The 24,184-nt window shown below is 67.4% G+C and carries 21 protein-coding genes; 9 read left to right on the forward strand and 12 right to left on the reverse strand.

Translation table 11 applies throughout. The annotated features are described in order from the left end of the window. Positions 1-20: 20 nt before the first annotated feature. Positions 21-404, reverse strand: coding sequence for a 50S ribosomal protein L7/L12 (gene rplL, locus E3O65_RS09505; protein ID WP_134363492.1), 384 nt, complete (start codon positions 402-404; stop codon positions 21-23). A 52-nt stretch (positions 405-456) separates the two neighbouring features. Beyond that, the gene (gene rplJ / locus E3O65_RS09510) at positions 457-972 is read right to left on the reverse strand and encodes a 50S ribosomal protein L10 (protein ID WP_104100771.1); all 516 of its coding nucleotides are present in this window, start codon (positions 970-972) and stop codon (positions 457-459) included. 397 nt (positions 973-1,369) lie between these two features. On the opposite strand from rplJ, the gene E3O65_RS09515 reads away from it, so the two are divergent. Beyond that, positions 1,370-2,983 (forward strand): MFS transporter, encoded by a 1,614-nt coding sequence (locus tag E3O65_RS09515; protein WP_134363562.1) that lies wholly within the window; start codon positions 1,370-1,372, stop codon positions 2,981-2,983. Between the two features lie 9 nt (positions 2,984-2,992). Continuing rightward, entirely contained in the window at positions 2,993-3,451 is a 459-nt protein-coding gene (locus E3O65_RS09520; RefSeq protein WP_134363493.1) for a MarR family winged helix-turn-helix transcriptional regulator, read from the forward strand. A 225-nt stretch (positions 3,452-3,676) separates the two neighbouring features. Here E3O65_RS09520 and E3O65_RS09525 read toward each other — a convergent pair whose 3' ends face one another. Beyond that, a complete protein-coding gene (locus E3O65_RS09525) occupies positions 3,677-5,185 on the reverse strand; it encodes a sensor histidine kinase (RefSeq protein WP_134363494.1) in 1,509 nt (502 codons plus the stop codon). Then, the gene (locus E3O65_RS09530; RefSeq protein WP_134363495.1) at positions 5,182-5,931 is read right to left on the reverse strand and encodes a response regulator transcription factor; all 750 of its coding nucleotides are present in this window, start codon (positions 5,929-5,931) and stop codon (positions 5,182-5,184) included. The genes E3O65_RS09525 and E3O65_RS09530 overlap by 4 nt, the downstream gene beginning before the upstream one ends. 153 nt (positions 5,932-6,084) lie before the next feature. Here E3O65_RS09530 and E3O65_RS09535 point away from each other — a divergent pair, with 153 nt between their 5' ends. The 3 genes from E3O65_RS09535 (at position 6,085) to E3O65_RS09545 (ending at position 9,654) form a co-directional block, all read left to right on the forward strand. After that, complete coding sequence (locus E3O65_RS09535) at positions 6,085-6,777, forward strand: YqaJ viral recombinase family protein (RefSeq protein ID WP_241985630.1); 693 nt, start codon at positions 6,085-6,087, stop codon at positions 6,775-6,777. Positions 6,778-7,153: 376 nt separating this feature from the next. Beyond that, positions 7,154-8,209: an NADP-dependent oxidoreductase gene (locus E3O65_RS09540; protein WP_241985631.1), complete on the forward strand. Its 1,056-nt coding sequence runs from the start codon at positions 7,154-7,156 to the stop codon at positions 8,207-8,209. Then, a complete protein-coding gene (locus E3O65_RS09545) occupies positions 8,206-9,654 on the forward strand; it encodes a cryptochrome/photolyase family protein (protein WP_134363497.1) in 1,449 nt (482 codons plus the stop codon). The genes E3O65_RS09540 and E3O65_RS09545 overlap by 4 nt, the downstream gene beginning before the upstream one ends. Positions 9,655-9,707: 53 nt before the next feature. Here the strand turns inward: E3O65_RS09545 and E3O65_RS09550 are convergent, their stop codons facing one another. Together E3O65_RS09550 and aceB are read right to left on the reverse strand one after the other, a co-directional pair. After that, entirely contained in the window at positions 9,708-10,235 is a 528-nt protein-coding gene (locus tag E3O65_RS09550; RefSeq protein WP_134363498.1) for a GNAT family N-acetyltransferase, read from the reverse strand. A gap of 115 nt (positions 10,236-10,350) precedes the next feature. Continuing rightward, positions 10,351-12,033 carry a malate synthase A gene (gene aceB, locus E3O65_RS09555; RefSeq protein WP_134363499.1) on the reverse strand — a complete coding sequence of 561 codons (1,683 nt, stop codon included), beginning with the start codon at positions 12,031-12,033 and terminating at the stop codon, positions 10,351-10,353. Positions 12,034-12,218: 185 nt separating this feature from the next. Here aceB and E3O65_RS09560 point away from each other — a divergent pair, with 185 nt between their 5' ends. The 3 genes from E3O65_RS09560 to E3O65_RS09570 all read left to right on the forward strand — a co-directional run bounded on the left by E3O65_RS09560 (position 12,219) and on the right by E3O65_RS09570 (position 16,665). Continuing rightward, entirely contained in the window at positions 12,219-13,709 is a 1,491-nt protein-coding gene (locus E3O65_RS09560; protein ID WP_134363500.1) for a helix-turn-helix transcriptional regulator, read from the forward strand. 208 nt (positions 13,710-13,917) lie between these two features. Then, positions 13,918-15,348 (forward strand): NAD(P)/FAD-dependent oxidoreductase, encoded by a 1,431-nt coding sequence (locus tag E3O65_RS09565; protein WP_134363501.1) that lies wholly within the window; start codon positions 13,918-13,920, stop codon positions 15,346-15,348. A gap of 414 nt (positions 15,349-15,762) precedes the next feature. Further along, positions 15,763-16,665 (forward strand): ATP-binding cassette domain-containing protein, encoded by a 903-nt coding sequence (locus E3O65_RS09570; protein ID WP_166785714.1) that lies wholly within the window; start codon positions 15,763-15,765, stop codon positions 16,663-16,665. Between the two features lie 7 nt (positions 16,666-16,672). Here the strand turns inward: E3O65_RS09570 and E3O65_RS09575 are convergent, their stop codons facing one another. The 3 genes from E3O65_RS09575 to E3O65_RS09585 all read right to left on the reverse strand — a co-directional run bounded on the left by E3O65_RS09575 (position 16,673) and on the right by E3O65_RS09585 (position 19,837). Then, entirely contained in the window at positions 16,673-17,326 is a 654-nt protein-coding gene (locus E3O65_RS09575) for a GntR family transcriptional regulator (RefSeq protein ID WP_166785715.1), read from the reverse strand. Positions 17,327-17,408: 82 nt separating this feature from the next. After that, complete coding sequence (locus tag E3O65_RS09580) at positions 17,409-18,575, reverse strand: acyl-CoA dehydrogenase family protein (RefSeq protein ID WP_134363564.1); 1,167 nt, start codon at positions 18,573-18,575, stop codon at positions 17,409-17,411. Positions 18,576-18,601: 26 nt separating this feature from the next. Then, a complete protein-coding gene (locus E3O65_RS09585) occupies positions 18,602-19,837 on the reverse strand; it encodes a CaiB/BaiF CoA transferase family protein (protein ID WP_134363504.1) in 1,236 nt (411 codons plus the stop codon). Between the two features lie 268 nt (positions 19,838-20,105). Here E3O65_RS09585 and E3O65_RS09590 point away from each other — a divergent pair, with 268 nt between their 5' ends. Next, positions 20,106-21,650, forward strand: a complete 1,545-nt coding sequence (locus tag E3O65_RS09590; RefSeq protein WP_134363505.1) for an APC family permease — start codon at positions 20,106-20,108, stop codon at positions 21,648-21,650. A 96-nt stretch (positions 21,651-21,746) separates the two neighbouring features. Here E3O65_RS09590 and rplA read toward each other — a convergent pair whose 3' ends face one another. The 3 genes from rplA to nusG all read right to left on the reverse strand — a co-directional run bounded on the left by rplA (position 21,747) and on the right by nusG (position 24,053). Continuing rightward, positions 21,747-22,436 carry a 50S ribosomal protein L1 gene (gene rplA, locus E3O65_RS09595; RefSeq protein ID WP_134363506.1) on the reverse strand — a complete coding sequence of 230 codons (690 nt, stop codon included), beginning with the start codon at positions 22,434-22,436 and terminating at the stop codon, positions 21,747-21,749. Between the two features lie 92 nt (positions 22,437-22,528). Next, positions 22,529-22,960, reverse strand: coding sequence for a 50S ribosomal protein L11 (gene rplK, locus E3O65_RS09600; protein WP_134363507.1), 432 nt, complete (start codon positions 22,958-22,960; stop codon positions 22,529-22,531). 133 nt (positions 22,961-23,093) lie between these two features. Then, positions 23,094-24,053: a transcription termination/antitermination protein NusG gene (nusG, locus tag E3O65_RS09605; protein ID WP_134363508.1), complete on the reverse strand. Its 960-nt coding sequence runs from the start codon at positions 24,051-24,053 to the stop codon at positions 23,094-23,096. Between the last annotated feature and the right edge of the window lie 131 nt (positions 24,054-24,184).

The raw sequence follows: 24,184 nt of genomic DNA on the forward strand, positions 1-24,184 counted from the left end.
AACCCCTTGCGGGGCCCCGACTACTTGAGGGCTGCGGTGGCGCCGGCAGCTTCGAGAGCAGCCTTGCCCTTTTCGGCAGCTTCCTTGGAAACGCCTTCGAGGACGGCCTTCGGCGCGCCATCGACGACGGCCTTGGCCTCGCCGAGGCCCAGGCTGGTGAGCTCGCGCACAACCTTGATGACCTGGATCTTCTTGTCGCCGACAGCCTCGAGGATGACGTCGAAAGCGGACTGCTCTTCGACCTCTTCAGCGGGTGCAGCGGGACCAGCAGCGCCGGCAACGGCGACCGGAGCAGCAGCGGTGACCTCGAAGGTCTCCTCGAACGCCTTGACGAACTCGGAGAGCTCGATGAGGGTGAGGCCCTTGAACTGTTCGAGCAATTCCTCGGTGGAAAGCTTTGCCATGATTTTTCTCCCTATAGTTTCTTAGTTACTCACCGCGATGCCAGGCCGATGCCTAGTTCGCGGACTCCTGCTTCTCACGCAGCGCGTCGATGGTGCGAACAGCCTTCGACAGTGGTGCGTTGAACAGATATGCGGCTCCGAACAGCGAGGCCTTGAATGCGCCGGCCAGCTTGGCCAGCAGCACTTCGCGGGACTCGAGGTCGGCGAGCTTGCCTACCTCTGCGGCGGTGAGCGGGTTACCGTCGAAGTAACCGCCCTTCACCACCAGGAGAGGGTTTGCCTTGGTGAAGGCACGCAGGGTCTTCGCAACGGCGACAGGGTCTCCGTGAACGAATGCGATTGCGGACGGACCGACAAGCTCGTCGTCAAACGACGTGATGCCGGCGTTGTTGGCCGCAATCTTGGTCAGCGTGTTCTTCACCACGGCGTACGTGGCGTCCGCACTGATGGAAACGCGCAGCGACTTGAGCTGCGCAACAGTGAGACCGCGGTACTCGGTGAGCAGAACGGCGGTCGAGCTCTGGAATTTCTCCGTAAGCTCGGCGACCGTTGCTTCCTTGTTCGCCATGGCGCTCCTCTTGGTTTCATGTGCCGGTAGCCCGGGGAGCAGACATGAAAAAAGCTCCAGCGCAGGCGCCGGAGCTGGGAACACATTCCAGGGGAATGCAGTCTGACTTCGAATCCTGCGCGGGCCGTTCACGTGAATGAACCTTCGATTGCCCCTGTATTTCTACATGGCAATAACCGGCGGTCTTTGGCTTTGCCCAACGCTACGCGACGAGGATGCCCGGCGCAAATCGACATCCGTGACGAACCACCGTCGATGCGCGGAGAAAGTAGTTGACGAATGTCCACTACATGCATATAGTTGCAGCTTGTCAACAATCTTCAGGAGTCGCATGTCCCGCGCCCAGCGCACCACCACACCCGCCTCGACCCGACGTGCCATCTCCGCCGACGGCAGCATGACCCAGCGCGAGGTGCTCGAGGCCCTGTCCGGACTGTTGCTGGGCATGTTCGTCTCGATCCTGGCCGGCACCGTGGTCGCCACCTCCATGCCGGTCATCATCTCCGACCTGCGCGGCGACCAGTCCGCCTACACCTGGGTGATCACGGCGACCCTGCTCGCCACCACCGTGAGCACGCCGATCTGGGGCAAGTTCGCCGACCTCTTCAACCGCAAACTGCTCATCCAGCTTGCACTCGCGGTCTTCGTGATCGGCTCGGCGCTGGCTGGATTCTCCCAGGACACGGGCACCCTGATCGCATTCCGCGTGCTGCAGGGACTCGGTGCCGGCGGGCTCGCGGCGCTCAGCCAGATCATCATGGCCGACATCATCAGCCCCCGGGACCGAGGCAAGTACGCCGGCCTGTTCGGCGCCGTCATGGCCGTGGGCACGGTCGGCGGCCCCCTGCTCGGCGGGGTCGTGACGGATGCGTTCGGCTGGCGCTGGAACTTCTTCATCGCCCTGCCTGTCGCCATCGTCGCTATCGTGCTGCTGCAGCGCACGCTGCACCTTCCGCCACGGATCAAGCGTGTGGTACGGATCGATTACCTCGGCGCCGTCCTGATCACCGGGGGCGTCTCGCTGCTGCTGATCTGGGTGACCCTGGCTGGAAGCCAGTTCGAATGGGCATCCGTCACCTCGTTCGCCATGGTTCTCGGCGCGGGCCTGCTGCTGATCCTGGCCGTGGTCGTGGAGTTCCGGGCGCCGGAGCCGATCATCCCGCTGGGCCTGTTCCGGAACCGCACCTTCACGCTGGCCACCATCGCCAGCATCTCGGTCGGCGTGGCCATGTTCGGCACCTCGGTGTTCCTCAGCCAATACATGCAGCTCGCGCGGGGCGCGACGCCGACCGAGTCCGGGCTGCTCACAATCCCGTTGATGGGCGGGCTCCTGATTTCGTCGACGTTCTTCGGTTCCCGGATCAGCCGCACCGGCAAGTGGAAGTCGATCATCGTCTCGGGCAGCGTGCTCGTGCTCGCGGGCCTGTTGCTGCTCGGCACCCTGAACTACCGCACAAGCCTGGTCTTCGTCGGCGTCTTCATGTTCGTCCTCGGCTCGGGCCTCGGAATGCTGATGCAGAACCTCGTGCTCGTGGTGCAGAACTCGATCGAGGTGAGCCACCTGGGCGTGGCCACCAGCGCGGTGACCTTCTTCCGCAGCCTCGGCGGCACCGTCGGCGTCTCAGTGCTGGGATCCGTTCTCGGCACGATCGTGGCGCAGCAGGTCAAGGACGGCGTCGGTTCGCTCAGCCCGGCCAACCAGGCGGCAGCCGCCGAGACCCTCGGGTCCGGGGCCATCCCCCACATCAACGCGCTTCCGGACGCCCTCCGCCTGCTGGTCGAATCGGCTTACGGCTCCGGCGTGGGCACCGTGTTCCTGCTCGGCGCCCCGCTGGCGGTGATCACACTCGTGATGGTGTCGCTGCTGCCCAATACCTCGCTCGGTGAGCAGAGCGCGATCGCGCGCGCCCACGCGGAGAACACCGCCACCGACGGTCACCGTGAGCTCGAGGACGCCGAGGACTTGCTGATCGAGACAGGCAGCGTCCCGGCTCAGGCGACGCGTCAGTAGTCTGTGACCATGACGAACCCGGCGGCACCCGAGACCGCTTCCGACACGGCGGCGGCGATCGCCGAGGTGGAGCAGGAGATGAGCATCCTGGCCGGTCATATCCGGGCCAGCATGCGCGACGCCGCGCTCTGCATCGACCCGAGCCTGCAGCCCTTCGGGCTCAAACTGCTGCGCCTGCTCTGCCGGAGCGGGCCCATGCACGCGAGCGCCGTCGCGAACGCCCTCTACGTGGACAAGAGCGTGATCAGCCGGCAGGCAAAATTGCTTTGCGGGCTCGGGCTGGTCGAAACGCAGGTGGATTCGGAGGACGGGCGCGCCCGGTTCCTCGCGGCGACCCCGACCGCGGTGCGGAAACTCGCCGAACTGCGCACGGGCGACACGGCGATCATCCACCGGCGGCTGAGCCGCTTCTCGCCCGAGGACCTGCATCGGCTCACCGCGCTGCTCGCCCAGCTCAATACTCCGTAGCGCCCGGTGGTCGGCGAGCGCGGCTCGTTCGCCGTCGGTGAATCCCAGCTGAGCCGTCCCCGGTGTGGCCAACTCAGGACATCCGGCACCCGGGTTGGCCGGCAGCCACGGAGCAGTGCGGTATCCGCACGGATGTCCGGATCGGCCGCGCAAATCTCCTGAATTAGCCGCAAGGCGTGCGGTGAGTGTCATGTGGGGTTCGACCAACCACGGAGCTCGGCGGAGTCAGGTGCGCGGGAGGGATACGCGGAACCTGGTGCGGCCGGGACGGCTCTCGACCTCGATCTCGCCGTGATGCGCGGCCACGACCGCCTGGGCGATGGCCAGGCCCAGACCGGTGCTGCCCGTTCCGCGGAAGCGCGAGCTGTCGCCGCGGGCAAAACGCTCGAACAGGGTGGACTGAAGGTTCTCAGGAATGCCGGGGCCGTCATCCGTCAGAGTCACGACGGCGCGATCACCCGCAATGGAGAGGGCCACGTCGACCGTGGTCTCGGGGGGCGTGTGGATGCGAGCGTTGGCAAGCAGGTTGGCGAGCACCTGGTGCAACCGCTCGGCGTCGCCGACGGCCTCCACCGGTTCGTCGGGGAGGACGAGATTGAGCACCCGGCCAGGGCCGGCGGCGTGGGCATCGCTGACGACGTCCACGAGCAGGCTGGTCAGATCGACCGGTCGGCGATCCAGCTCCCGCCCCTCGTCGAGGCGGGCGAGCAGCAGAAGGTCTTCGACCAGGCCCGTCATGCGCACCGACTCCGACTCGATCCGGCCCAGCGAATGCAGCGCGTCCGGCGGCAGTTCCTGGTCGGAGCGGCGGGTGAGCTCGGCATAACCGCGGATCGACGCCAGCGGCGTGCGCAGCTCGTGGCTGGCGTCGGCGACGAACTGGCGCACCTTGCGCTCGCTGGCCTGGCGGGTCTCCAGCGCCACATCGACGTGGTCGAGCATCCGGTTCAGGGCTGAGCCGACACGTCCGACCTCAGTGCGGGGGTCCGTGTCGGCCGCGGGAACGCGCTCGACGAGCGAGACCTCCCCACGGTCGAGCGGGAGCTCGGACACCCGAGCGGCCGTTTCGGTCACCCGCACCAGGGGGCGCAGCGCGAGGCGAACGATCCAGGTGGCCAGGAACGCCGCGACGAGGATGCCGACCAGGGACACGACCGCGATGATCATGCCCAGCTGGGTGACCGTGCTCTGCACCCCGGACAGCGGCAGTCCCACCAGATAGAGGGTGCCGTCGCGGTTCGTGTCCGCGCGGACCCGGTATGCGCCGGCGTCGCCACCGATGTCGACCGTCACCGCGGTGGATTCCTGCATGGCCCCGGCCAGGATCTGCACCTGGTCGGTGGTCAGCGTGGAGATCTCACCGCTGTCCTCCTCGGTGTAGCCGGCCGTCACGGTCGAGCCGTCGTAGACCAGGGCGAGGGTTCCGGGCTGCTGAGCCGAACCGTTCAGGATCATCTGCGCCGTCGGGGAGTAGTACACCTCGCCGCCCACGACGTTCACATCCCGCCGCACGTCGATCACGGTGCCAGAGCGCCCCGAGGCCGAGGCGAGCTGCTGGTCGAGCCCATCGATCAGGGAGGCCCGGAGAATTGCGACGCTGACCAAGCCGATGCCGACGCTGACCAGGGTGAGCAGGCCGACGACAGCGAGCACGAGCCAACGGCGGAGGGTCCACGGGGCGCGCGTTCGGCCGGCCCTGCCCTCCCCTGGCCGGTGGGAGAGAAGTGGGGTCATGAAGCGGTCTTCAGCATGTAACCGGCGCCGCGCACCGTGTGGATCATGGGTTTCCGGCCGGCGTCGACCTTCTTACGCAGATAGGAGATATAGATCTCGACGACGGAGGACTTGCCGCCGAAGTCGTAGCTCCACACCCGGTCCAGGATCTGGGCCTTGCTCAGCACGCGCCGAGGGTTGCGCATCAGGAAGCGCAACAATTCGAACTCGGTGGCGGTCAACTCAATAGAGTCCGCCCCGCGGAACACCTCGTAGCTGTCCTCGTCGAGGGTGAGGTCACCCACGGTGATCCGGGGATCCAGCGAATCCGCCACGGTGTGGGTAGACCGGCGGATGAGCCCGCGCAGCCGGGCCACCACCTCCTCGAGGCTGAACGGTTTGGTGACGTAATCATCGCCGCCGGCCGTCAGCCCCTTGAGTCGGTCGTCGAGGGAGTCCTTCGCGGTGAGGAAGAGCACCGGAGTCTCCTGACCGTCAGCACGCACGCGCTGCAACACCTGCAGGCCGTCGATATCGGGCAGCATGATGTCGAGCACAATCGCATCGGGCCGGAATTCACGGGCGATGTTGAGCGCCTGGCGCCCTTCGCCGGCGGTGCGCACTTCCCAGCCCTCGTAGCGCAACGCCATTGAGAGCAGATCGGTGAGCGTGGGCTCGTCGTCGACCACCAGCACTCGGATGGGACTGCCATCCGCCTTGGTCAGGCGCGGTGCACGGACCGCTCGATCGTTCTCGCTGGCACTCATAGTCACTCAGTATCCGGATGTTTGCTATGAAAAGGCTATGTGCCACCCCTCTCTCTCCTGTGAAGAATCACGGCATCCGTCCGTACGGCTGACCAGCCACGACACAGTCGTCGCCCGGCGTGGGCAGGCCCGGCGAACGGGCACAATGGAATAGTGACAAACCAGATGCTCTCCTTGTTTCACGAGGAGGAGCATCCGTCGCGGGCTTTCGTCATTCCGGCCTCTCCTCCGGTCGCCGCGTCGCACCTAGCCCGCATCGTCGCCGACTCCACCGACCGGGTGGCCTGGCTGCGCGCCCGTGCCCAGGGCATCACGGCAACGGATGTCGCCAAGCTAGCCACCCCCAAATCACTGCAGACCGCGGTCTACGACAAGCTGAACGGCAGCAGCTTCAGCGGCAACAGCTACACCGACCATGGCCGCGCCCGGGAACCGGAGATCGCCGCCTGGGTTCAGCGCCGGTACGGCATCGAGCCCAGCACCGCCCTGTTCCACGCGTCGGACCACAGGCGTCACCTGGCAACTCCGGATGGCGTGGGCCCCGGCACGGGCTCGGGTGCCGACGGCCTCGAGCTGGCCGAGATCAAGACCACAAGCAAGGCATGGCGCAGCATCCCGCGCTCGTACCTGCGTCAGGTGTGGTGGCAGCAATACGTGCTTGGCGCCGAGCGCACCCTTCTCGTCTGGGAACAGCACCAGGATTTCGTGCCCGTGAACGCCGAGCCCGAGTGCCGCTGGGTCGAACGTGACGAAGACCAGATCGCGATCCTGGTGGGCTATGCGAACAACCTGATCGCCCTACTCAACCAGCAGACCACGTCAGGACCGCCGGTCGGTCGCGTCTGACTACTGCCCGAGCGGTCGGTCGCCGCCGGGACAGCCGCATGCCGGGTAGTGCATGCGGCTCTCCGGCGACGTGTCGCCGCAGCACAACGGGCGAGTTCGTGCCGCTTCGGGTGCGGCACGACTCATCCGTGACATACCCGTGCCGGGCTCAGCGGGCGGGCTCGGCGTGAATGATGCCGAGTCCTGGGGAGACCGGATGAGCGGCAACCGAAGGTCTCGCGCCGTTCATCGGGGTGGTCCCCCTTTGAGAGGACAGACTATGCGCCGGAGGCCCCTCCCGGCCAGCCCCACTGTGGGGCCGGCGCCCCGAAGGCCACCCCCAAATCGAGGGCCCCACACGCCCGCAAACCACAGCGCCGCGGGGGAGAATAGGCAGATGGGAAACGTCACGAATCTGCCACCGACCATGCGAGCCCTCGTCATCGACCACCCCGGGACGCCCGATGAACTACACGTGGCCCAGGTCCCTGCGCCGACGGCGGTGTTCGACGAGCTCCTCGTGCGCGTCGTCGCCGCTGGCGTCAACCCGATCGACGCGAAGACGCGGGCGGGCGGCGGCGTCGCCCCGGTCATCCCGGCCTACCCGGCCGTTCTCGGCCTGGACTTCAGTGGCGTCGTTATCAGCGCACCGTACGCAGCGTTCCCCCTGCAACCCGGCGATGAGGTCTTCGGCATGGCCCGAGTGCCCCGCACCCTTGGCAGCTACGCCGAGCTGGTGACAGTGTCGAGCTTGAGCGTGGCCCGCAAACCGGCGCGCCTCAGCCACGTCGAAGCGGCAGCCGTGCCGGTCGCGGCCCTCACCGCGTGGGGCATGGTCGTGGACCTTGCCGCGGCTGCGCCCGGGCAACGGATGCTCATCCACGCCGGTAGCGGCGGCGTCGGCCACTTCGCCGTGCAGTTCGCCAAGGCCTTCGGCGCCCATGTGATCGCCACCGGGTCCACCCGCAACGTCGGCTTCCTGCGGGAACTCGGCGCGGACGAGGTCATCGACTACACCCAGACCCGGTTCGACGACGTGCTCTCCGGGTTGGATGCGGTCATCGACCTTGTCGGCAACGTGCACGACAACACCGGCACGCGGTCGCTTGCCGTGCTGCGGCCGGACGGCATTCTGGTGAACGCCCCGACCGGAAGCTGGCCGACCATGGCGGAGGAAGCCGCGGCCCGGGGCATCCGTGCGACCGGCTTCAAAGTGGCCGCCGACGCCGGCGTGCTCGATTACATCACGGAGCTGATCGACGACGGCAGCGTGCGGGTGCACGTGGACCGGGTGTTCGATCTGGCCGACGGCGCCTCCGCGCACCGCCTGATCGAGGAGGGCCACACGCGGGGGAAGATCGTGCTGCGGGTGACGGATGCCCCGGGCGCTTCGAGCGGCGCTGCTTCTGCTTCTGGTTCTGGTTCTGCTGGCAACGCTGAGGCGCGGCCGTGAGCGGCGACGGTCCCTCCTTGGTCTGGTTCCGCGACGATCTGCGCCTCGCGGACAACCCTGCCCTCACGGCAGCGCTGGAGCGCGGTCGGCCGATCGTGGCGGTGTACGTGCTGGACGAGGAGTCCCCCGGGATCCGGCCGCTCGGCGGCGCGGCCCGCTGGTGGCTTCACGGGAGCCTGACCTCGCTGGCCGATTCGCTGGAACGCCTCGGCGGCCGGTTGACGCTGCGCCGGGGACCGGCCGAAGACGCGATCAGGGAGCTCGCCGCATCCGTCGGCGCGGACGCCGTGTTCTGGAACCGGCGCTACGGCCAGGCCGAGCGCGAGGTGGACACCCGGATCAAGTCGAGCCTCACCGCAGGCGGCATCCTGGCTCGCAGTTTCGCCGGGTCACTCCTGTTCGAGCCGTGGACGATCCAGACCGGTCAGGGCGGCACCTACTCGGTGTTCACGCCCTTCTGGCGAGCCTGCACGGCCGGTCCGCCGCCGCGCGCACCCTTTGCGACGCCCGAGTCATTCCCCGGGTTCTCCGGCCCGATCGCCTCGGACCAGCTCGAGCGCTGGGAGCTGCTGCCGACGCGACCGGACTGGGCCGCGGGGCTGCGCGAGACCTGGCAGCCCGGCGAGGAATCCGCTCACCGTCGGCTCACGACCTTCCTGCATGAGTCTCTCGCCCGCTACGGCACGGAGCGGGACGAACCGGCCCAGACCGTCACCTCGCGGCTGTCACCGCACCTGCGCTGGGGCGAGATCAGTCCATTCCAAATATGGCATGCGACCGAGCAGGCCCGGATCGGCCTGACCGGCACCGCCCAGGCCAGTGCGACCCGATTCCTCACCGAGGTCGGCTGGCGGGAATTCAGCTACCACGTGCTGTTCAACAGTCCCCGGATCGCGACCGTCAACCTGCGGCCGGAGTTCGATGCCTTCCCTTGGCCGAAACTCGACGAACGGGTGCTGGAGGCCTGGCAGCACGGCCGAACGGGGATCGCCCTCGTCGACGCGGGGATGCGCGAACTCTGGCGAACCGGCAGCATGCACAACCGTGTGCGCATGGTGACGGCGTCGTTCCTGATCAAGAACCTGCTGATCGACTGGCGGCTCGGCGAACAGTGGTTCTGGGACACGCTCGTCGACGCCGATGCCGCGAGCAACCCGTTCGGCTGGCAGTGGGTGGCCGGCTCCGGCGCAGACGCCGCGCCCTATTTCCGGGTCTTCAATCCGGAATTGCAGGCTAAGAAGTTCGACCCCCACGCGGTGTACATCCGTCAGAACGTGCCCGAATACGGCACGGACGCCTATCCGGCCCCGATCGTCGACCTCGGCGAAACGAGGCGGGCTGCCCTCGCCGCCTACGAACAGATCAAGGGTATGAAAGATCAGGCGATCGCTGCTCGCGCAGCCGGGGAGACCGCGTACGGCACGGCGGCCGAAGCGCACGGCTGACGCGCGGCCGAAGCACGTCTGAGGCCAGAGGCGTCATTCGTGGCCGGAACCACCTAGAGCGCGCGCTCCAGAACGTAATCGTCCTCGTACCGTTCGCCCACCAGGAAACGCTTTTCGCCGACCGTGGCGAACCCGTTCTTCTCATAGAAGCGGATCGCGCGCGCGTTCTCCTGGTTGACGCCGAGCCAGCTGCCGGCCGCCCCGCGTTCCCGGGCGGCATCGAGCGTCGCCGTCATCAGCGCCGCGGCCACCCCGCGGCCGTGCGTCTCGGCCCGCAGATAGCACTTGCTCAACTCCACGGTGGGACGGATGCCGATGGCCGAGCGCACGTCGGCGTCGGTGGGCTCCGCGAACACGAGCATGGTGTAGCCGAGCAGTCCGCCATTCTCTTCGGCCACGAGGACCACGCGCTCCGGGTCGGCCAGGTAGGCGTCGAAGTTGGCCTCCGCGAGCACGTCGTGCAGGAACACCGCAATGGCCTCCGCCGTGGTGTGCGGCGGGCAGGCAAGCGCAAAGGTGGCTGCGGCCAGCTCGGCCAGCACCGCGGCATCCGTCGTCGTGGCTCTGCGAATCTCGATCACCCACTCACCTTACCGACGCCCCACCACCCCACCACTGCACGCGAGAGCGCAGAATATGCCCCTCCAGCAGAACTGAACGGGCATATAGTGCGCTCTCGCGAACGGGGGAGAAAGGTTACAGGTAACGGGCGTAGGCGCCGACGGTGAGGAAGGTCGGGAACTCGGGCTCGAGCGCGGATGCCCGGAACACCTCTAGCGCGTCGTCGAACCGGTCATCGGGCGTGCGCTTGAGAGCCTCGTAAACCTCGACGAGCTGCTCCTCGACCCAGGTCTCGTCGATCCGGATGCCCTCGGCGGTGACCGAGCCCAGGTGGATCCACTGCCAGAGCTGCGAACGGGAGATCTCGGCGGTCGCGGCGTCCTCCATCAGGTTGTCGATGGCCGCGGCGCCGACCCCGCGCAGCCAGGACTCGATGTACCGCAGCCCGATCTTGATGTTGTCATGCACACCGGCCTCGGTGATCTCGCCGCCGATGGATTCCACATCGAGCAACTCGGCAGCCGTGACACTCACGTCGTCCCGAGTGCGGTGCAGTTGGTTGGGCTTGTCGCCGAGCACCTTGTCGAACTCGGCCTGGGCCGTCGGGATCAGGTCCGGGTGTGCCACCCAGGTGCCGTCGAAGCCATCCGTTGCCTCGCGCTTCTTGTCGGCGGCGACCGCTTCCAGCGCACGCCGGGTGACTTCGGGGTCACGCCGGTTCGGAATGAATGCGCTCATGCCACCCACGGCATACGCCCCGCGTCGGTGGCAGGTCGAGACCAGCAGTTCGGTGTAGGCGCGCATGATCGGAACCGTCATTGTGATCTGCTTGCGGTCGGGGAAGACGAACCGGCTGCCACGGGTGCGGAACGTCTTGATGATGCTGAAGATGTAGTCCCAGCGCCCCGCGTTCAGTCCGGCGCAGTGTTCGCGAAGCTCGTAGAGGATCTCTTCCATCTCAAAGGCGGCCTGGATGGTCTCGATCAGCACGGTGGCCCGGATGGTGCCATGCGGGATGCTGAGACGGTCCTCCGAGTGACTGAAGATGTCGTCCCAGAGTCGGGCCTCGAGGTGGCTCTCGAGCTTCGGCAGGTAGAAGTAGGGACCCACGCCGCTGTCGATCAGGCGCTGCGCGTTGTGGAAGAGGTACAGCCCGAAGTCGACCAGGCTGCCGGACGCATTCGTGCGGCGGTTCGCGCGGTCGACGAAGGTCAGGTTCTTCTCCACCAGCTGCCATCCGCGCGGGCGCATCACGATGGTGGGGGTGGCGCCGGTGGCGTCGCCCGTAACGGTGTACTCCTTGCCCTCCGGGCTGGTGAAGCTGAGTTGTCCGCGCACCTGGTCGAACAGGGTGAGCTGCCCCTCGACGACGTTCGCCCAGGTCGGGCTCGTCGCGTCCTCCTGGTCGGCGAGCCACACCTTCGCGCCCGAGTTCAAGGCGTTGATAGCCATCTTGCGGTCGGTCGGTCCAGTGATCTCCACCCGACGGTCGACCAGCCCGGGGCCGGCCCCCGCAACACTCCAGGTGAGGTCACGACGGATGTGCGCGGTCTCGGTGAGGAATCCCGGGTCGCGCCCGTTAGCGGCATCCACTCGCTTGCGCAGTCTCGTCGCCAGCAGGTCTTGCCGCGTTCCGGCGAACCGGTCGTGCAGCTCGGCCAGGAACACCAGCGCTTCGGGAGTGAGGATTTCGTCGTAGCGCGCGCCGAGATCGCCGGTGATCTCGAGGTGCGGCTGGATGGTGGCGAAGCTGCCGGTGTTCGTGGTGGGCCTGACGGCCTGGACCTGGTCGGATGTCGCCACGGGCGGGGTATTCATGGGCTGATCTCCTTCAAAACGTGAGTGGGAGTGCTGCTGGCCTGGCGCCGCCTGGGAGAGCGTCTTTGCTTGCCTGTTTCCAACTCTGGACCAGGCAACCGTGCGGCACCGCTCCAGCGGCAACAGAAGAACAACTTTTCTTCTGCCTGGGAGAAGTTCTTGCCTGGGTGTGTGAACATGGGGTCATGGTCACCGTCGATCCCGCCCTCCGCCCCTCCTTCTCCGCGGACCCCACCGAAGAGGCCGGGCTCGATGCACTGACCCTGGGACGGCGCATCCGTGAACTGCGCACGAACAAGCGCATGACGCTCGATGCCCTCGCCGCCGCCGTCGACCGAGCGCCTTCGCAGGTCTCGATGATCGAGAACGGCAAACGCGAGCCGCGACTGTCGATGCTGCTCACCATCGCGGCCGCGCTCGGCACCACCGTCGACGACCTGCTGAAAACGGATGCCCCGTCCGAGCGGGCGGCGCTGGAAATTGCCGTCGAGCGAGCCCAGCGGGGCCCCGTGTTCACGGCGCTCGGACTGCCGCACTTCCGCGTAGGCCGCGGAACCAGTGACGAAACCCTGCAGACCCTGCTCAGCCTGCACAACGAAATCCTGCGCCTGCACCGGGAGCGCGCGGCCACCCCGGAGGAGGCCCGGCGCGCGAACGTGGAACTGCGGGCGACCATGCGCGCCCGGGACAACTATTTTCCGGAACTCGAGGCCGAGGCGCAACGGCTGCTTACCGCCGTCGGGCACACGAGCGGCCCGGTCTCCCACCAGGTGGTCGCCGATATGGCCACCCACCTCGGCTACTCTCTGCACTACGTGGGCGACCTGCCGAACTCGACCCGCTCGGTGACCGACAAGCGCAACCGGCGGATCTACCTGCCCACTGAGCAGTCGGCCTCGCGCGACTCCCGCTCGCCCATCCTGCAGGCATTCGCCACCCTGCTCTGTGGGCACGAGGAACCCGGAAATTACGCGGAATTTCTGTCCCAACGAGTGGAGACCAACTACCTGACCGCGGCCATCCTGCTGCCCGAGAAAGACACCGTGAAGCTGCTCACCGAGGCGAAGAGCCTGCGCCGCATCTCGATGGAGGACCTCCGCGACGCGTTCGCGGTCTCCTACGAGACGGCCGCGCATCGGTTCACGAACCTTGCCACCGCGCGCCTGGACATCCCGGTGCATTTCATGAAGGTGCACGAGTCCGGCACCATTATCAAGGCCTACGAGAACGATGCCGTGCGCTTCCCGAGTGACGCGCTCGGGGCAATCGAGGGCACGACGGTGTGCCGCAGCTGGACCGCGCGCACGGTCTTCCACGTGGCAGACCGGTTCAGCCCCTGGTACCAGTACACCGACACTCCGAGCGGGACATTCTGGTGCACCTCCCGCATCGAGAAGGCCAAGGAGGGCGACTACTCGGTCAGCGTGGGAGTGCCGTTCTCGCACGTGAAGTGGTTCCGCGGGCGCGAGACGGGCAACCGTGCCGTGTCCCGGTGCCCCGACGAGTCGTGCTGCCGGCGCGCACCCGATGCGTTGTCGGAGCGCTGGTCCGGCCAGTCCTGGCCCGCCGCGCGCACGCCGACGAGCCTGCTCGCCGCGCTGCCCACGGGAACCTTCCCCGGCGTCGACCAGACCGAGGTGTTTCAGTTCCTGGAGGCGCACGCGCCGGTGAGCTGATCAGGGCGGCGATGGCAGGCGCAGACTTCGACCGCCGCGGCGCACCCTGTAGCAGCAGGCGCAGGTTATAACGTGCGCCCGCTTCCACAGGGTGCGCCCGCGGGTGCACCCTGCGAGTGCACCCACGAGACTTACGGGCCTGGCCACCGACAGGCTCCGGCTGTCATGATGAATGGGTAGCAGCGTCGCGACGAACAAAGGACCATCCGTGGGCACGACCATATTCGAGCGGGCCCGACCCGCCGCATCCGTCATTGCGGGAGCCCTCGCCGCTACCTGCTCCGCGCCGTTCTGGTTAGACGACGTGTCGCCGCAGACCGGCTATCCGCGCCTTACGGCTGACCTCGACTGCGATCTCGCCATCGTCGGCGGCGGTTACCTCGGCCTCTGGACCGCCGTGCGCGCCAAACAGCGCGACCCGGGCGCGCGCGTGGTGTTGCTCGAGGGGCGCACAATCGGCTGGGCCGCGTCGGGACGCAACGGCGGTTTCTGCGAGGCCAGCCTGACCCACGGCGAGGAGAATGGGCAACGCCGCTGGCCGAAAGAGATCGCCCGACTCACCGAGCTGGGCCTCGAGAACCTCGACGAGATCGAACGGGCCGTCGCCGAACTCGGGCTGGACTGCGACTTCGAGCGCACGGGCGCCATCGACCTGGCCATCGAGGAGCACCAGGTCGACTGGTTGCGCGAGGAACCGACCGGCACCGACAGCGTGTTCCTGGATGCCGCCGAGCTGCGCGCTGAGGTCGGCTCGCCCACCTACCTGGCCGGCATCTGGCACAAGCGCAGCAACGCGCTCGTGCACCCAGGCAAGCTCGCGACCGAACTCGCCCGCGTGGCCACCGAGCTCGGCGTCGAGATCTTCGAGCACACCCCGGTGCAGCACCTGGACACGCAGGGACTCTCGCCGGCACAGGGCACGCGGCTGCGCACAGCCTCGGGGGTGGTGCGCGCGCAGAAGACCGCGCTGGCGACCAACGTGTTCCCTTCGCTGCTCGCCCGCAACCGTCTGTCCACGGTGCCCGTCTACGACTACGTGCTGATGACCGAGCCGCTCTCCCCCGACCAGCTCGCAGCAATCAATTGGCAGAACCGGCAGGGTCTGAGTGACCTGGCCAACCAGTTCCACTACTACCGATTGAGCGCCGACAACCGGATCCTCTTCGGTGGCTACGACGCGATCTATCACTATGGCGCCCGGGTGCGGAGCGGCTACGAGAACCGACCGGAGAGCTTCCAGCGGCTGGCCAGCCACTTCTTCACCACATTCCCGCAGTTGGCGGGGCTGCGGTTCAGCCACCAGTGGGCCGGTGCCATCGATACGTCGACGCAATTCTGCGCCTTCTTCGGCACGGCTCGCGGCGGGCGGATCAGCTACGCCGCCGGGTTCACCGGACTCGGCGTGGCCGCCACCCACTTTGCGGCGTTGGTCATGCTCGATCAGCTGGCCGGGTTGCAGACCGAGCGCACGCAGCTCGAGATGGTGCGCGGGCGGCCACTCCCGTTCCCTCCCGAGCCCCTCGCCTCGATGGGAATCCAGACCACGCGTTGGTCGCTTGACCGCGCCGACCACAACAGGGGCCGGCGCAATGCCATCCTGAAGACACTCGACGCGCTGGGCCTCGGCTTCGACTCGTAGTCATGGCAGGGGCGCCGGGGTGCTGGGCCGAGACTGGGACGAATTCGACGGAGATATTGCCCAGAACGACCCCAAACAGGCCGAGAAAGCGCTCTTCCCCCAAAATCTCCGTCGAATTGGTTCGGCTCGGACCGGTGGGTGCCTCGCTGTACGACGCTCCGACGGCGCCCGTGTACCGACAGCCGATCACGCGGCGTGCGGTCGCGGCATATCCGGTGAAGAGGTCAATCAGGCTGGGAGCGTAGCGGCCCGACATCGCTGGAGCACTTCGACTGCAAAACGTTCGAGTTGTATGCAAAAGTGCCCCCAATTCGGGTGAGACTCCGCAAAACCCGGGCTTCTGGCCGTGGGAATACATCTGGATTGCATACAGTAAAAAAGCATAGGGCAGCAGTCAGGGTGGAAGGGGAAGTCGTGAGCGCATTCCTCCGCTCGTGGGATCCAGCGGACGGGCATCCGCATTCCGCCGCCGGGTCCCCGCACTCGGCAGCCGGGGACGAGCCGATTCCCTCCGATCGTTTCCGTGCCTCGGCCCTGGTCGACGTGCGCGGCCTCCAGATTTCCGCTGGCGGCCGAACGGATGCCCCGCCGCTGGCCACCGGCATCTCCCTCTCCATCGCGCGGGGCGAGGTCATCGGGCTGGTCGGTGTCGCCGGCTCCGGGGCGACCGAGATCGCCCTGGCCATAGCGGGCCGGCTGCCCGCACCAGCGGTGGTCTCGGCAGGCTCGATCCTGCTCGCCGGCCAGGAACTGGTCGGGGCCTCGCCGCGCTCGCTCACTCGGCTGCGCGGAACGAGCCTGGCCTTCGTGCCTGCGAACGAGCGCACGGGCCTCGTGTTCGATCGGCCCATCGGCCGTCAGCTCGCCCGTCCCCTGCGCACGAAGCGCGGCCTGTCCCGCAGAGCGGCCGCCCGGCGTGTGCTGGAGCTGCTCGACCAGGTGGGCCTGCCCGATCCCCGCGCGACGTCACTGCAACTGCCGGCCCAACTCGACCCGCTCGCGCTGCGGCGGGTGTTGATCGCCGACGCGGTCTCCTGCTCTCCCGACCTCCTGATCCTCGACGAACCCACCGGCACGCTCGATGCCGAGTCCGAGTCCGCCGTTCTGGAGCTCTACCGAGAACTGCGCCGCGAGAACGGCTTCTCGATCATCGTGGCCTCCCGGGACCTCGGTGTCGTGGCAGCCGGGTGCAGCCGCGTGGCGGTGCTGGAGGCAGGCCGGATCGTCGAGCAGGCATCCGCGGCCGAGATCGTCAGCACGCCGCAGCATCCGTATACCCGCCGCCTGGTCACGGCCGCACGGACCCCCCGCGACTGACCGCCGGTTACACGGCGCCCGGGCGCTGCACCGCGACCGCGTTGCGCGCGGCGAGGATGTGGCAGCGCATCGCCACCTCGGCCCAGAGCGCGTCGCCGGACCGGAGCGCGGTGAGAATGTCGCGGTGCTGGTGGTTGCTGGCCGCCCGGAACGCTGCCGCGTCCCGGCGGAAGAGGTGGGCCATCATCGGCACCCGGCCGACCGACCCGGTCAGGACCATCAGCTGACTGCTGTCGGAGGCGGCCACGATGATGCGGTGGAATTCGGCGTTGAGAACCGCGAGCCGGTCGATGCCGGCGTCGTCGGTGGCACACACGAACTCTTCCATGGCAACGATCAGCACGGCAAGACGGTCAAGGTCGGCGGGCTCAATCCGGCTAGCCGCGAGGCCCGCCGCTCGGCTCTCGAGGGCCGCACGCAGAAAATAGGTCTCGCGAATCTGCTCGGGCGTCCACTCGACGACGGTGGCACCCCGGTTGGGCACGAACTCCACCAAACCGGCCTCGTCGAGCCGGCGCAGAGCCTCGCGAACGGGCGTGCGGCTGACGCCGAGCTCCTGGGCGAGGGCCGTTTCCCGCAGCGTCGCCCTGGCGGGCAACTCCCCTGAAAGGATGCGCGCGCGCAGGTTCGCGAACACGGTCTGGCCGCCCGTCACCGGCACTGTCCCCTCCCCGGTTCGCTGTCCCCCGTCGATTGGCCCGATGGGACCCATCAATCTGCTTGCAACTCTCTCACAAATCGGTTCAGCCGAAGGCGTTCAGGCCGGTCAGAGCGCGGCCGAGAACGAGCTGGTGGATCTCGTCGGTGCCCTCGTAGGTGCGCACCGATTCGAGATTCGCCATGTGCCGCATCACCGGGAACTCGCTCGTGATCCCATCGCCGCCGAGAATGGCGCGGGCCTCGCGGGCGATCTGGATCGCCTCGCGCACGCTGTTGAGCTTGCCAACGCTGATCTGGGCCGGGGTGAGCGTGCCGCGTTCCTTGAGCCGGCCGAGGTGCAGGGCAAGCAGAACCCCCTTCTCGTACTCGACGAGCATGTCGGCGAGCTTGGCCTGAATCAGCTGGGTCGCCCCGATCGGCTTGCCGAACACCTCCCGGGTCCGGGAACGACCGATGGCGGCGTCGAGGCAGCTGCGGGCGGCCCCCATGGCCCCCCAGACGATGCCGAATCGCGCCTCGTTGAGGCAGCCGAACGGCCCGGAGAGCCCCGCGGCGCCCGGCAGGATCGCGTCTGCCGGCACCCGCACGGCGTCGAGGAGCACGTCGCACTGGATCGACGCTCGCATCGAGAGCTTGCCGTCGATGGGGGTCGCGGTGAAGCCCGCGGTGTCGGTGGGCACCAGAAATCCGCGCACTCCGGCATCAGTTTGCGCCCACACGACCGCAACATCAGCAATGCTGGCCAGCCCGATCCAGCGCTTTGTGCCCTCGATCACCCAACCGTCGGCATCCCGGCGGGCGATGGTCGCCATAGCGGCCGGGTCACTGCCGCCGGTGGGTTCGGTCAGCGCGAAACAGCCCACAAGCTCGCCGGTCGCCATGCCCGGCAGCCAGCGTTGCTTCTGCTCCTCTGAGCCGTATCTATGGATGGCCGACATGGCCAGCGAGCCCTGCACCGAGACAAAGGTGCGCCAGCCGCTGTCCGCAGCCTCCAGCTCGAGGCAGACCAGCCCATAACTGACCGCCCCCGCACCGGCGCAGCCGTAGCCGGTGAGGTGCATGCCGAGAAAGCCGGCCTTGCCGAGCTCGGGAATCAGCTCAGCCCGGAAGTACTTCGCCTCGAAATCCGCCTCGACGGTCGGCAGGATGCGGTTGGTCGCGAACGCCCGGGCCGCGCGCCCCCAGACCGTCTCCTCCGGTTCGAGAAGGGCATCGAGGTCGAACACGGCGTCGACAAGCGGGGTGGGCACGAGCGGAGTGGGGCGGGCTGCGGCGGTCACGAGAGTCCTTCGGTGGTCGGCGGAACACGGGCGGAATTTGGGGCCGGTACGGGGGCTCGCCCTGGGACAACGGTCGGGGCGAGCCAGTCGGCGCCGGCGTGCTCGCCCAGCCGCGGAGGGCAGAGGCGGTACGCGGGCGGGAGGCCGGCGAGGTGGATGGGATTGGCAACCTGGCGGCTGCTGCGGCCCGCTCGATCGAGTTCGACCACCGGGTCGAGCCCGAGCGCGGAGGCGAAAGTGAACGCCTCGTCGAGGGAGTTGACCAGGCCGGCCGGCACGCCGGCATCCGTCAAAACGCTCACCCAGTGCGCGGCAGGCTCGGGGCGGAGCAGGTCTTCGAGCACGGTCTTGAGCAGCGCCCGATGGCGCACCCGGTCGACGTTGCCGAGAAAACGGTCATCGTCGGCGAGCCGGGGCGCCCCGAGTAACCGCACGAGAGTGCGGAACTGGCGGTCGGTGCCCACGGCGATCACCAGCGGCCGGTCTGCGGCGTCGAAGAGTTCGTAGGGGGCGATACTCGGGTGCGCGTTGCCCAGCCGGCCCGGCGACTGCCCGGTTGCGAGCGTGCCGGCGGCCTGGTTGGTCAGCGCCGAGAGCAGGGTGGTCAGCAGGTCCACCTCCACCCGGTGGCCGGGGGCCGCGCCGGCGCCGGCGGCGTCGCGCGCATGCAGAGCGAGCAGGATGCCGCTGAGCGCGTTGAGCCCGGACAGCACGTCAACGAGGGCCACCCCCACCTTGCTCGGCTCGTCGTCCGGGCGCCCGGTGACGCTCATCAGCCCGCCGACCGCCTGCACGAGCAGGTCGTACCCAGGCAGGCGCGCGCCCGCGCCCGCGCCGAATCCGGTGATCGAGCAGTAAACGACCCGCGGATTCGCGGCCGCCACCTGCTCGAAGCCCAGTGCGAAGCGGTCCATCACGCCCGGCCGGAAGTTCTCCACCACGACATCAGCGGTCTCCGCGAGGCGCCGGGCCACGGCCAGGCCGGCGCCGGTACCCAGGTCGCAGACAACGCTTCGCTTATTGCGGTTGACCGAACCGAAGTAGGTCGACTCGCCCTGCGCATCCACCGGGGGCCGCCACTGGCGGGTGTCGTCGCCGGACGGGCTCTCGATCTTGATCACGTCAGCGCCGAAGTCGGCGAGCATCATTGTGGCGTAGGGCCCGGCCAGCACTCGCGAGAAATCGGCGACACGCAGGCCCGCCAGGGGCTGCGCGGTTTTGTCCTGCGGCACGACCTACCCCCTGTCCCCGTCGACTCGACCAGGGGCTTCGCCGGTGGTCGCTGTATATCGAGTCTACCGGCCGCCTGCTGGCCCTGGCACGGCCTGGCGTGCGGGCACGGGCGCTGCTGCCGTTGCGGTCGAGAGTTCCCATTCCCCGGGTCGCTCTCGACCGGAACGGCGCTTGGCACGGAAAGATCGCTTCGGTCCTATGCCTGCGCCCGCGCGCAGCACTATGTTGAGCACATTCTCGATCTCCGGCTCGATCGGAAAGGTCCCCATGTCTTCGAACGCGTCACCCCACAGAAAGGGGCTCGGCGACGCCGAGCACCTCAAGGCCCTCGGCTACGAGGACTCTTTCCACCGTTCCATGTCGCTCTGGGGCAACTTCGCCTTGGGCTTCACCTACCTCTCTCCCCTCGTGGGCGTTTACTCGCTCTTCGCCCTTGCCCTGAGCACGGGCGGGCCACCCTCCATCTTCTGGCTGGTCATCGTGGGTACCGGGCAACTGCTCGTTGCCCTGGTCTTCGGGGAGGTGGTCTCCCAGTATCCGATCGCGGGCGGCATCTACCCGTGGACCCGGCGCCTCTGGGGCAAGCGGTACGCCTGGCTGGCCGCCTGGGTCTACGTCTGGGCGATGCTCGTCACGATCACCGCCGTCGCGGAATTCGGCAGCGGCTTCCTCGGCAGCCTGATCAACGCCCCCGTGACGAAAGAGGTGACCCTCGGCCTCTCGGCGCTGTTCCTCGTGGTCGCGTTCGCATTCAACTTCTCCGGCACGAAGATGCTGGCCCGAGTTGCCCGGATCGGCCTCGCCGCCGAACTAGTCGGTGTGATCGGTCTCGGCCTCTACCTGCTCGTCTTCCAGCGCAAGCAGGAGTTCGGCATCTTCTTCGACACCATGGGTGTCGAAGGCGACGCCGGCTACGCCACGGCGTTCCTCGGCGCTGCCCTTGCCGGCCTGTTCCTGTTCTACGGATTCGAGGCGTGCGGGGATGTCGCCGAGGAGGTGCCGAACCCGGCCACAGGCGTCCCCCGGGCCATGATCCTCACCATCCTGGTGGGTGGGGTTTCCGCCCTCTTCTCGTTCGGCGGGTATGTTCTGGCCGCACCGGACCTGCAGGCCGTCGTCGACGGCAACGACGTGGACCCGATCCCCGCTATCCTCGACGCCACCCTCGGCACGGTCGGCGCCAACCTGTTCCTGGTCGTCGCGATCACGGCATTCCTGTCCTGTGTGCTCAGCCTGCAGGCCGCGGCGAGCCGGCTTCTGTTCTCGTTCGCCCGGGACGGCATGATCCCAGGCCACGCCTGGCTGGGCCGGGTCTCCCCGCGCACAGCCGTCCCCGTCAACGCGCTGATCGTGGCCTCCACGATTCCTCTGCTGCTCTGCCTCCTGATCTACGGTGGCGGCAGCACGATCCTGACCCAGATCACGGCATTCGCCGTGCTCGGCATCTACGTCGCGTTCCAGGCCGTGGTGCTCGCGGCGCTCCGCCAGCGCATCAAGGGCTGGCGGCCGGCCGGACCGTTCAGCCTCGGAGCGCTCGGATTCGTCGTCAACGTGATCGCCCTCGCCTACGGGATCTTCGCCATGGTCCTGCTGGCCCGGCCTGGCACGACCGGGGTGTTCCTCGACGACTGGATCGTGCTGATCGGGCTGGGGGTGGTGATGGGGAGCGGACTGCTCTACCTCTTCATCGCCCAGCCGCACAGCGCCTCGCATCAGCCGGAGGGCGACGCGATCGCCGTCGCGGCCATGCTCCGCGCACATCCGCACAACGCCGAGCGCACGGATGTCCGCCCCACCTCCGCCAGCGACTGAGCCTGCGCTCGGGCCGCGGCTCGGTCATCCCTGACGACGAAAGGGCCCGTCTTCTGACGGGCCCTTCCTGGTGCGGCAAAACCGCGGTGAAACTGACTAGATGCTGTTCACATCGAGCTGGATGCCGGGGCCGAACGTAGTCGAAACGGCACCCTTCATGATGTAGCGGCCCTTGGACGAGCTGGGCTTGAGGCGAACGATCTCCTCGAGAGCTGCGCTGATGTTCTCATTCAGCTGCTCGGCGGTGAAGGACGCCTTGCCGACGACGAACTGCACATTGGCGTGCTTGTCGACGCGGAACGCGATCTTTCCGCCCTTGATGTCGGACACGGCGCGCGCGACGTCAGGCGTCACGGTTCCGGTCTTCGGGTTCGGCATGAGGCCGCGCGGGCCGAGGACCTTACCGAGACGACCGACCTTGCCCATGAGCTCCGGGGTGGAGACGGCGGAGTCGAACGAGGTGTAGCCGGCGGCCACCTTTTCGATGAGCTCGTCGCCACCGACCTCGTCGGCGCCGGCAGCGATGGCTGCCTCGGCCGCGGGGCCCGTTGCGAAGACGATGACGCGGGCGGTGCGACCGGTGCCGTGGGGAAGGATCACGGTACCGCGAACCATCTGGTCAGCTTTGCGGGGGTCCACGCCGAGCTTGAGGGCTACTTCAACGGTCGAGTTGAAGTTCGCGGAACCGGTCTCCCGGGCCAGGGTGACGGCCTCGGTCGGGGTGTAGAACTTGTCGGCGTCGATCTTCTCGGCCGCGGCCCGGTAGGCCTTTGACTTCTGTGCCATGTTGAATCTCCTGTAAAACGAAATTGAGAGTGTGGTGCGAGCCTGGCGGGCTCTTCCACGTCGTGCTGGTGGCGGATGCCGGGTAAAGGTGGTTAGGCCTCGACCGTGATGCCCATGGAGCGGGCGGTGCCGGCGATGATCTTCGACGCAGCGTCGATGTCGTTGGCGTTGAGGTCAACCATCTTGGCCTCGGCGATTTCGCGAACCTGGGCCTTGGTGAGCTTGGCAACCTTGACGGTGTGCGGGGTGCCGCTGCCCTTCGCGACGCCGGCTGCCTTCTTGATGAGCTCCGCCGCCGGCGGGGTCTTCAGGATGAAAGTGAATGAACGGTCGTCGTAGACGGTGATTTCCACCGGGATGACGTTGCCGCGCTGTGATTCCGTCTGAGCGTTGTACGCCTTGCAGAATTCCATGATGTTGACGCCGTGCTGACCCAGTGCCGGCCCGATGGGCGGTGCGGGGTTGGCGGCGCCGGCCTTGATCTGAAGCTTGATCAGACCAGTTACCTTCTTCTTCGGTGCCATTGTTCTTCCTTACTTTGTAATGACGAGCAGCCAGGGGCCGCTCTCCCGGTGGCCCGGACGGGCCCCGGTGAACTTAAAACTGGGGGGTGTTAGACGGAGCAACGGTGCTAAGCGGCTCGCGGCGTTGAGCGGATCAGAGCTTGGTGACCTGATCGAAGCTGAGCTCCACGGGGGTCTCGCGCTCGAAGAGGGAAACCAGCACGATGAGCTTGCCGCTCTCCGCCTTGATTTCGCTGATCGATCCGGGCAGGCCCGCGAACGAACCTTCCTTGATCGTGATCGTCTCGCCGATCTCATAGTCGATTTCGGCCGGGAGGGCGCGGGTCGGAACCTTGCCGCCGTGTCCGCCGGTCTTAGCGGTGGGGACATCCTGAATCTCGACGAGGCTCTTCAGCATGCCGAAGGCCTCCTCGAAGCGCAGCGGCGTGGGGTTGTGCGCGTTGCCGACGAAGCCGGTGACGCCGGGCGTGTGACGCACGACGGACCAGCTGTCTTCATTGAGGTCCATGCGAACCAGCACGTAGCCGGGAATGCGCACGCGGGTGACCATCTTGCGCTGGCCGTTCTTGATCTCGACGACGTCTTCCATCGGAACCTCGACCTGGTAGATGAAATCTTCCATGGCCATCGACTGCTTGCGGTTCTCGATGTTCGACTTCACGCGGCGCTCGAAGCCGGCGTAGGAGTGGATGACGAACCACTTGCCGGGCTGGAAGCGCAGTTCCTTGCGGAACTCCTCGTAGGGGTCTTCGGGGGTCTCGTCCTCGGCGGGCTCGACAGCAGCATCCGTTGCCTCTTCGTCTTCGACGGCTTCGACGGCGGCCTCAGCCTCGTCGGCGGAGTCGATGTCGAGGGCGTCGTCGACGAGAGCGTCGGCAGCCGGGTCAGCGGATTCGGCCAGCGCGTCGAGCGCGGCGTCGAGGTTGACTTCCACGCCCACGTTCGGGTCGAACACGTGCACGGCGACCTGCTCGGCGGCCTCCACGGACTCTTCTGCGGCGGCGAGAGTGTTGCCCTCCTGCGCCTCGTCATCGGTGGAGGACTGCTCGGCGGCGGTGGCCCAGTCGACGTCGTCGCGATTCGTGTCAGTCACTAAATTTCAATCCTTTTCTATTGCATGGGCACGAGATCGTGGCCCAAACAGCGTTTGCCATGAATTTTGCAGTGACTCTTCTTCACTGGTGTGTGGCCACGACCGCTTGATGCGAGCCTGGCTACGGAAGC

This window comes from Cryobacterium breve (assembly GCF_004402375.1).
GTDB classification, from domain to species: Bacteria; Actinomycetota; Actinomycetes; order Actinomycetales; family Microbacteriaceae; genus Cryobacterium; species Cryobacterium breve.

Excerpts from the sequence above, each read along its gene's own strand:
- E3O65_RS09520 (WP_134363493.1), top strand. The coding sequence starts at position 2,993 with ATGACGAACCCGGCGGCACCCGAGACCGCTTCCGACACGGCGGCGGCG.
- E3O65_RS09590 (WP_134363505.1), top strand. The coding sequence starts at position 20,106 with ATGTCTTCGAACGCGTCACCCCACAGAAAGGGGCTCGGCGACGCCGAG.
- E3O65_RS09525 (WP_134363494.1), bottom strand. The coding sequence starts at position 5,185 with ATGACCCCACTTCTCTCCCACCGGCCAGGGGAGGGCAGGGCCGGCCGA.
- rplK (WP_134363507.1), bottom strand. The coding sequence starts at position 22,960 with ATGGCACCGAAGAAGAAGGTAACTGGTCTGATCAAGCTTCAGATCAAG.
- rplA (WP_134363506.1), bottom strand. The coding sequence starts at position 22,436 with ATGGCACAGAAGTCAAAGGCCTACCGGGCCGCGGCCGAGAAGATCGAC.
- E3O65_RS09515 (WP_134363562.1), top strand. The coding sequence starts at position 1,370 with ATGACCCAGCGCGAGGTGCTCGAGGCCCTGTCCGGACTGTTGCTGGGC.
- rplL (WP_134363492.1), bottom strand. The coding sequence starts at position 404 with ATGGCAAAGCTTTCCACCGAGGAATTGCTCGAACAGTTCAAGGGCCTC.
- E3O65_RS09560 (WP_134363500.1), top strand. The coding sequence starts at position 12,219 with ATGGTCACCGTCGATCCCGCCCTCCGCCCCTCCTTCTCCGCGGACCCC.
- E3O65_RS09540 (WP_241985631.1), top strand. The coding sequence starts at position 7,154 with ATGGGAAACGTCACGAATCTGCCACCGACCATGCGAGCCCTCGTCATC.
- E3O65_RS09530 (WP_134363495.1), bottom strand. The coding sequence starts at position 5,931 with ATGAGTGCCAGCGAGAACGATCGAGCGGTCCGTGCACCGCGCCTGACC.
- aceB (WP_134363499.1), bottom strand. The coding sequence starts at position 12,033 with ATGAATACCCCGCCCGTGGCGACATCCGACCAGGTCCAGGCCGTCAGG.
- rplJ (WP_104100771.1), bottom strand. The coding sequence starts at position 972 with ATGGCGAACAAGGAAGCAACGGTCGCCGAGCTTACGGAGAAATTCCAG.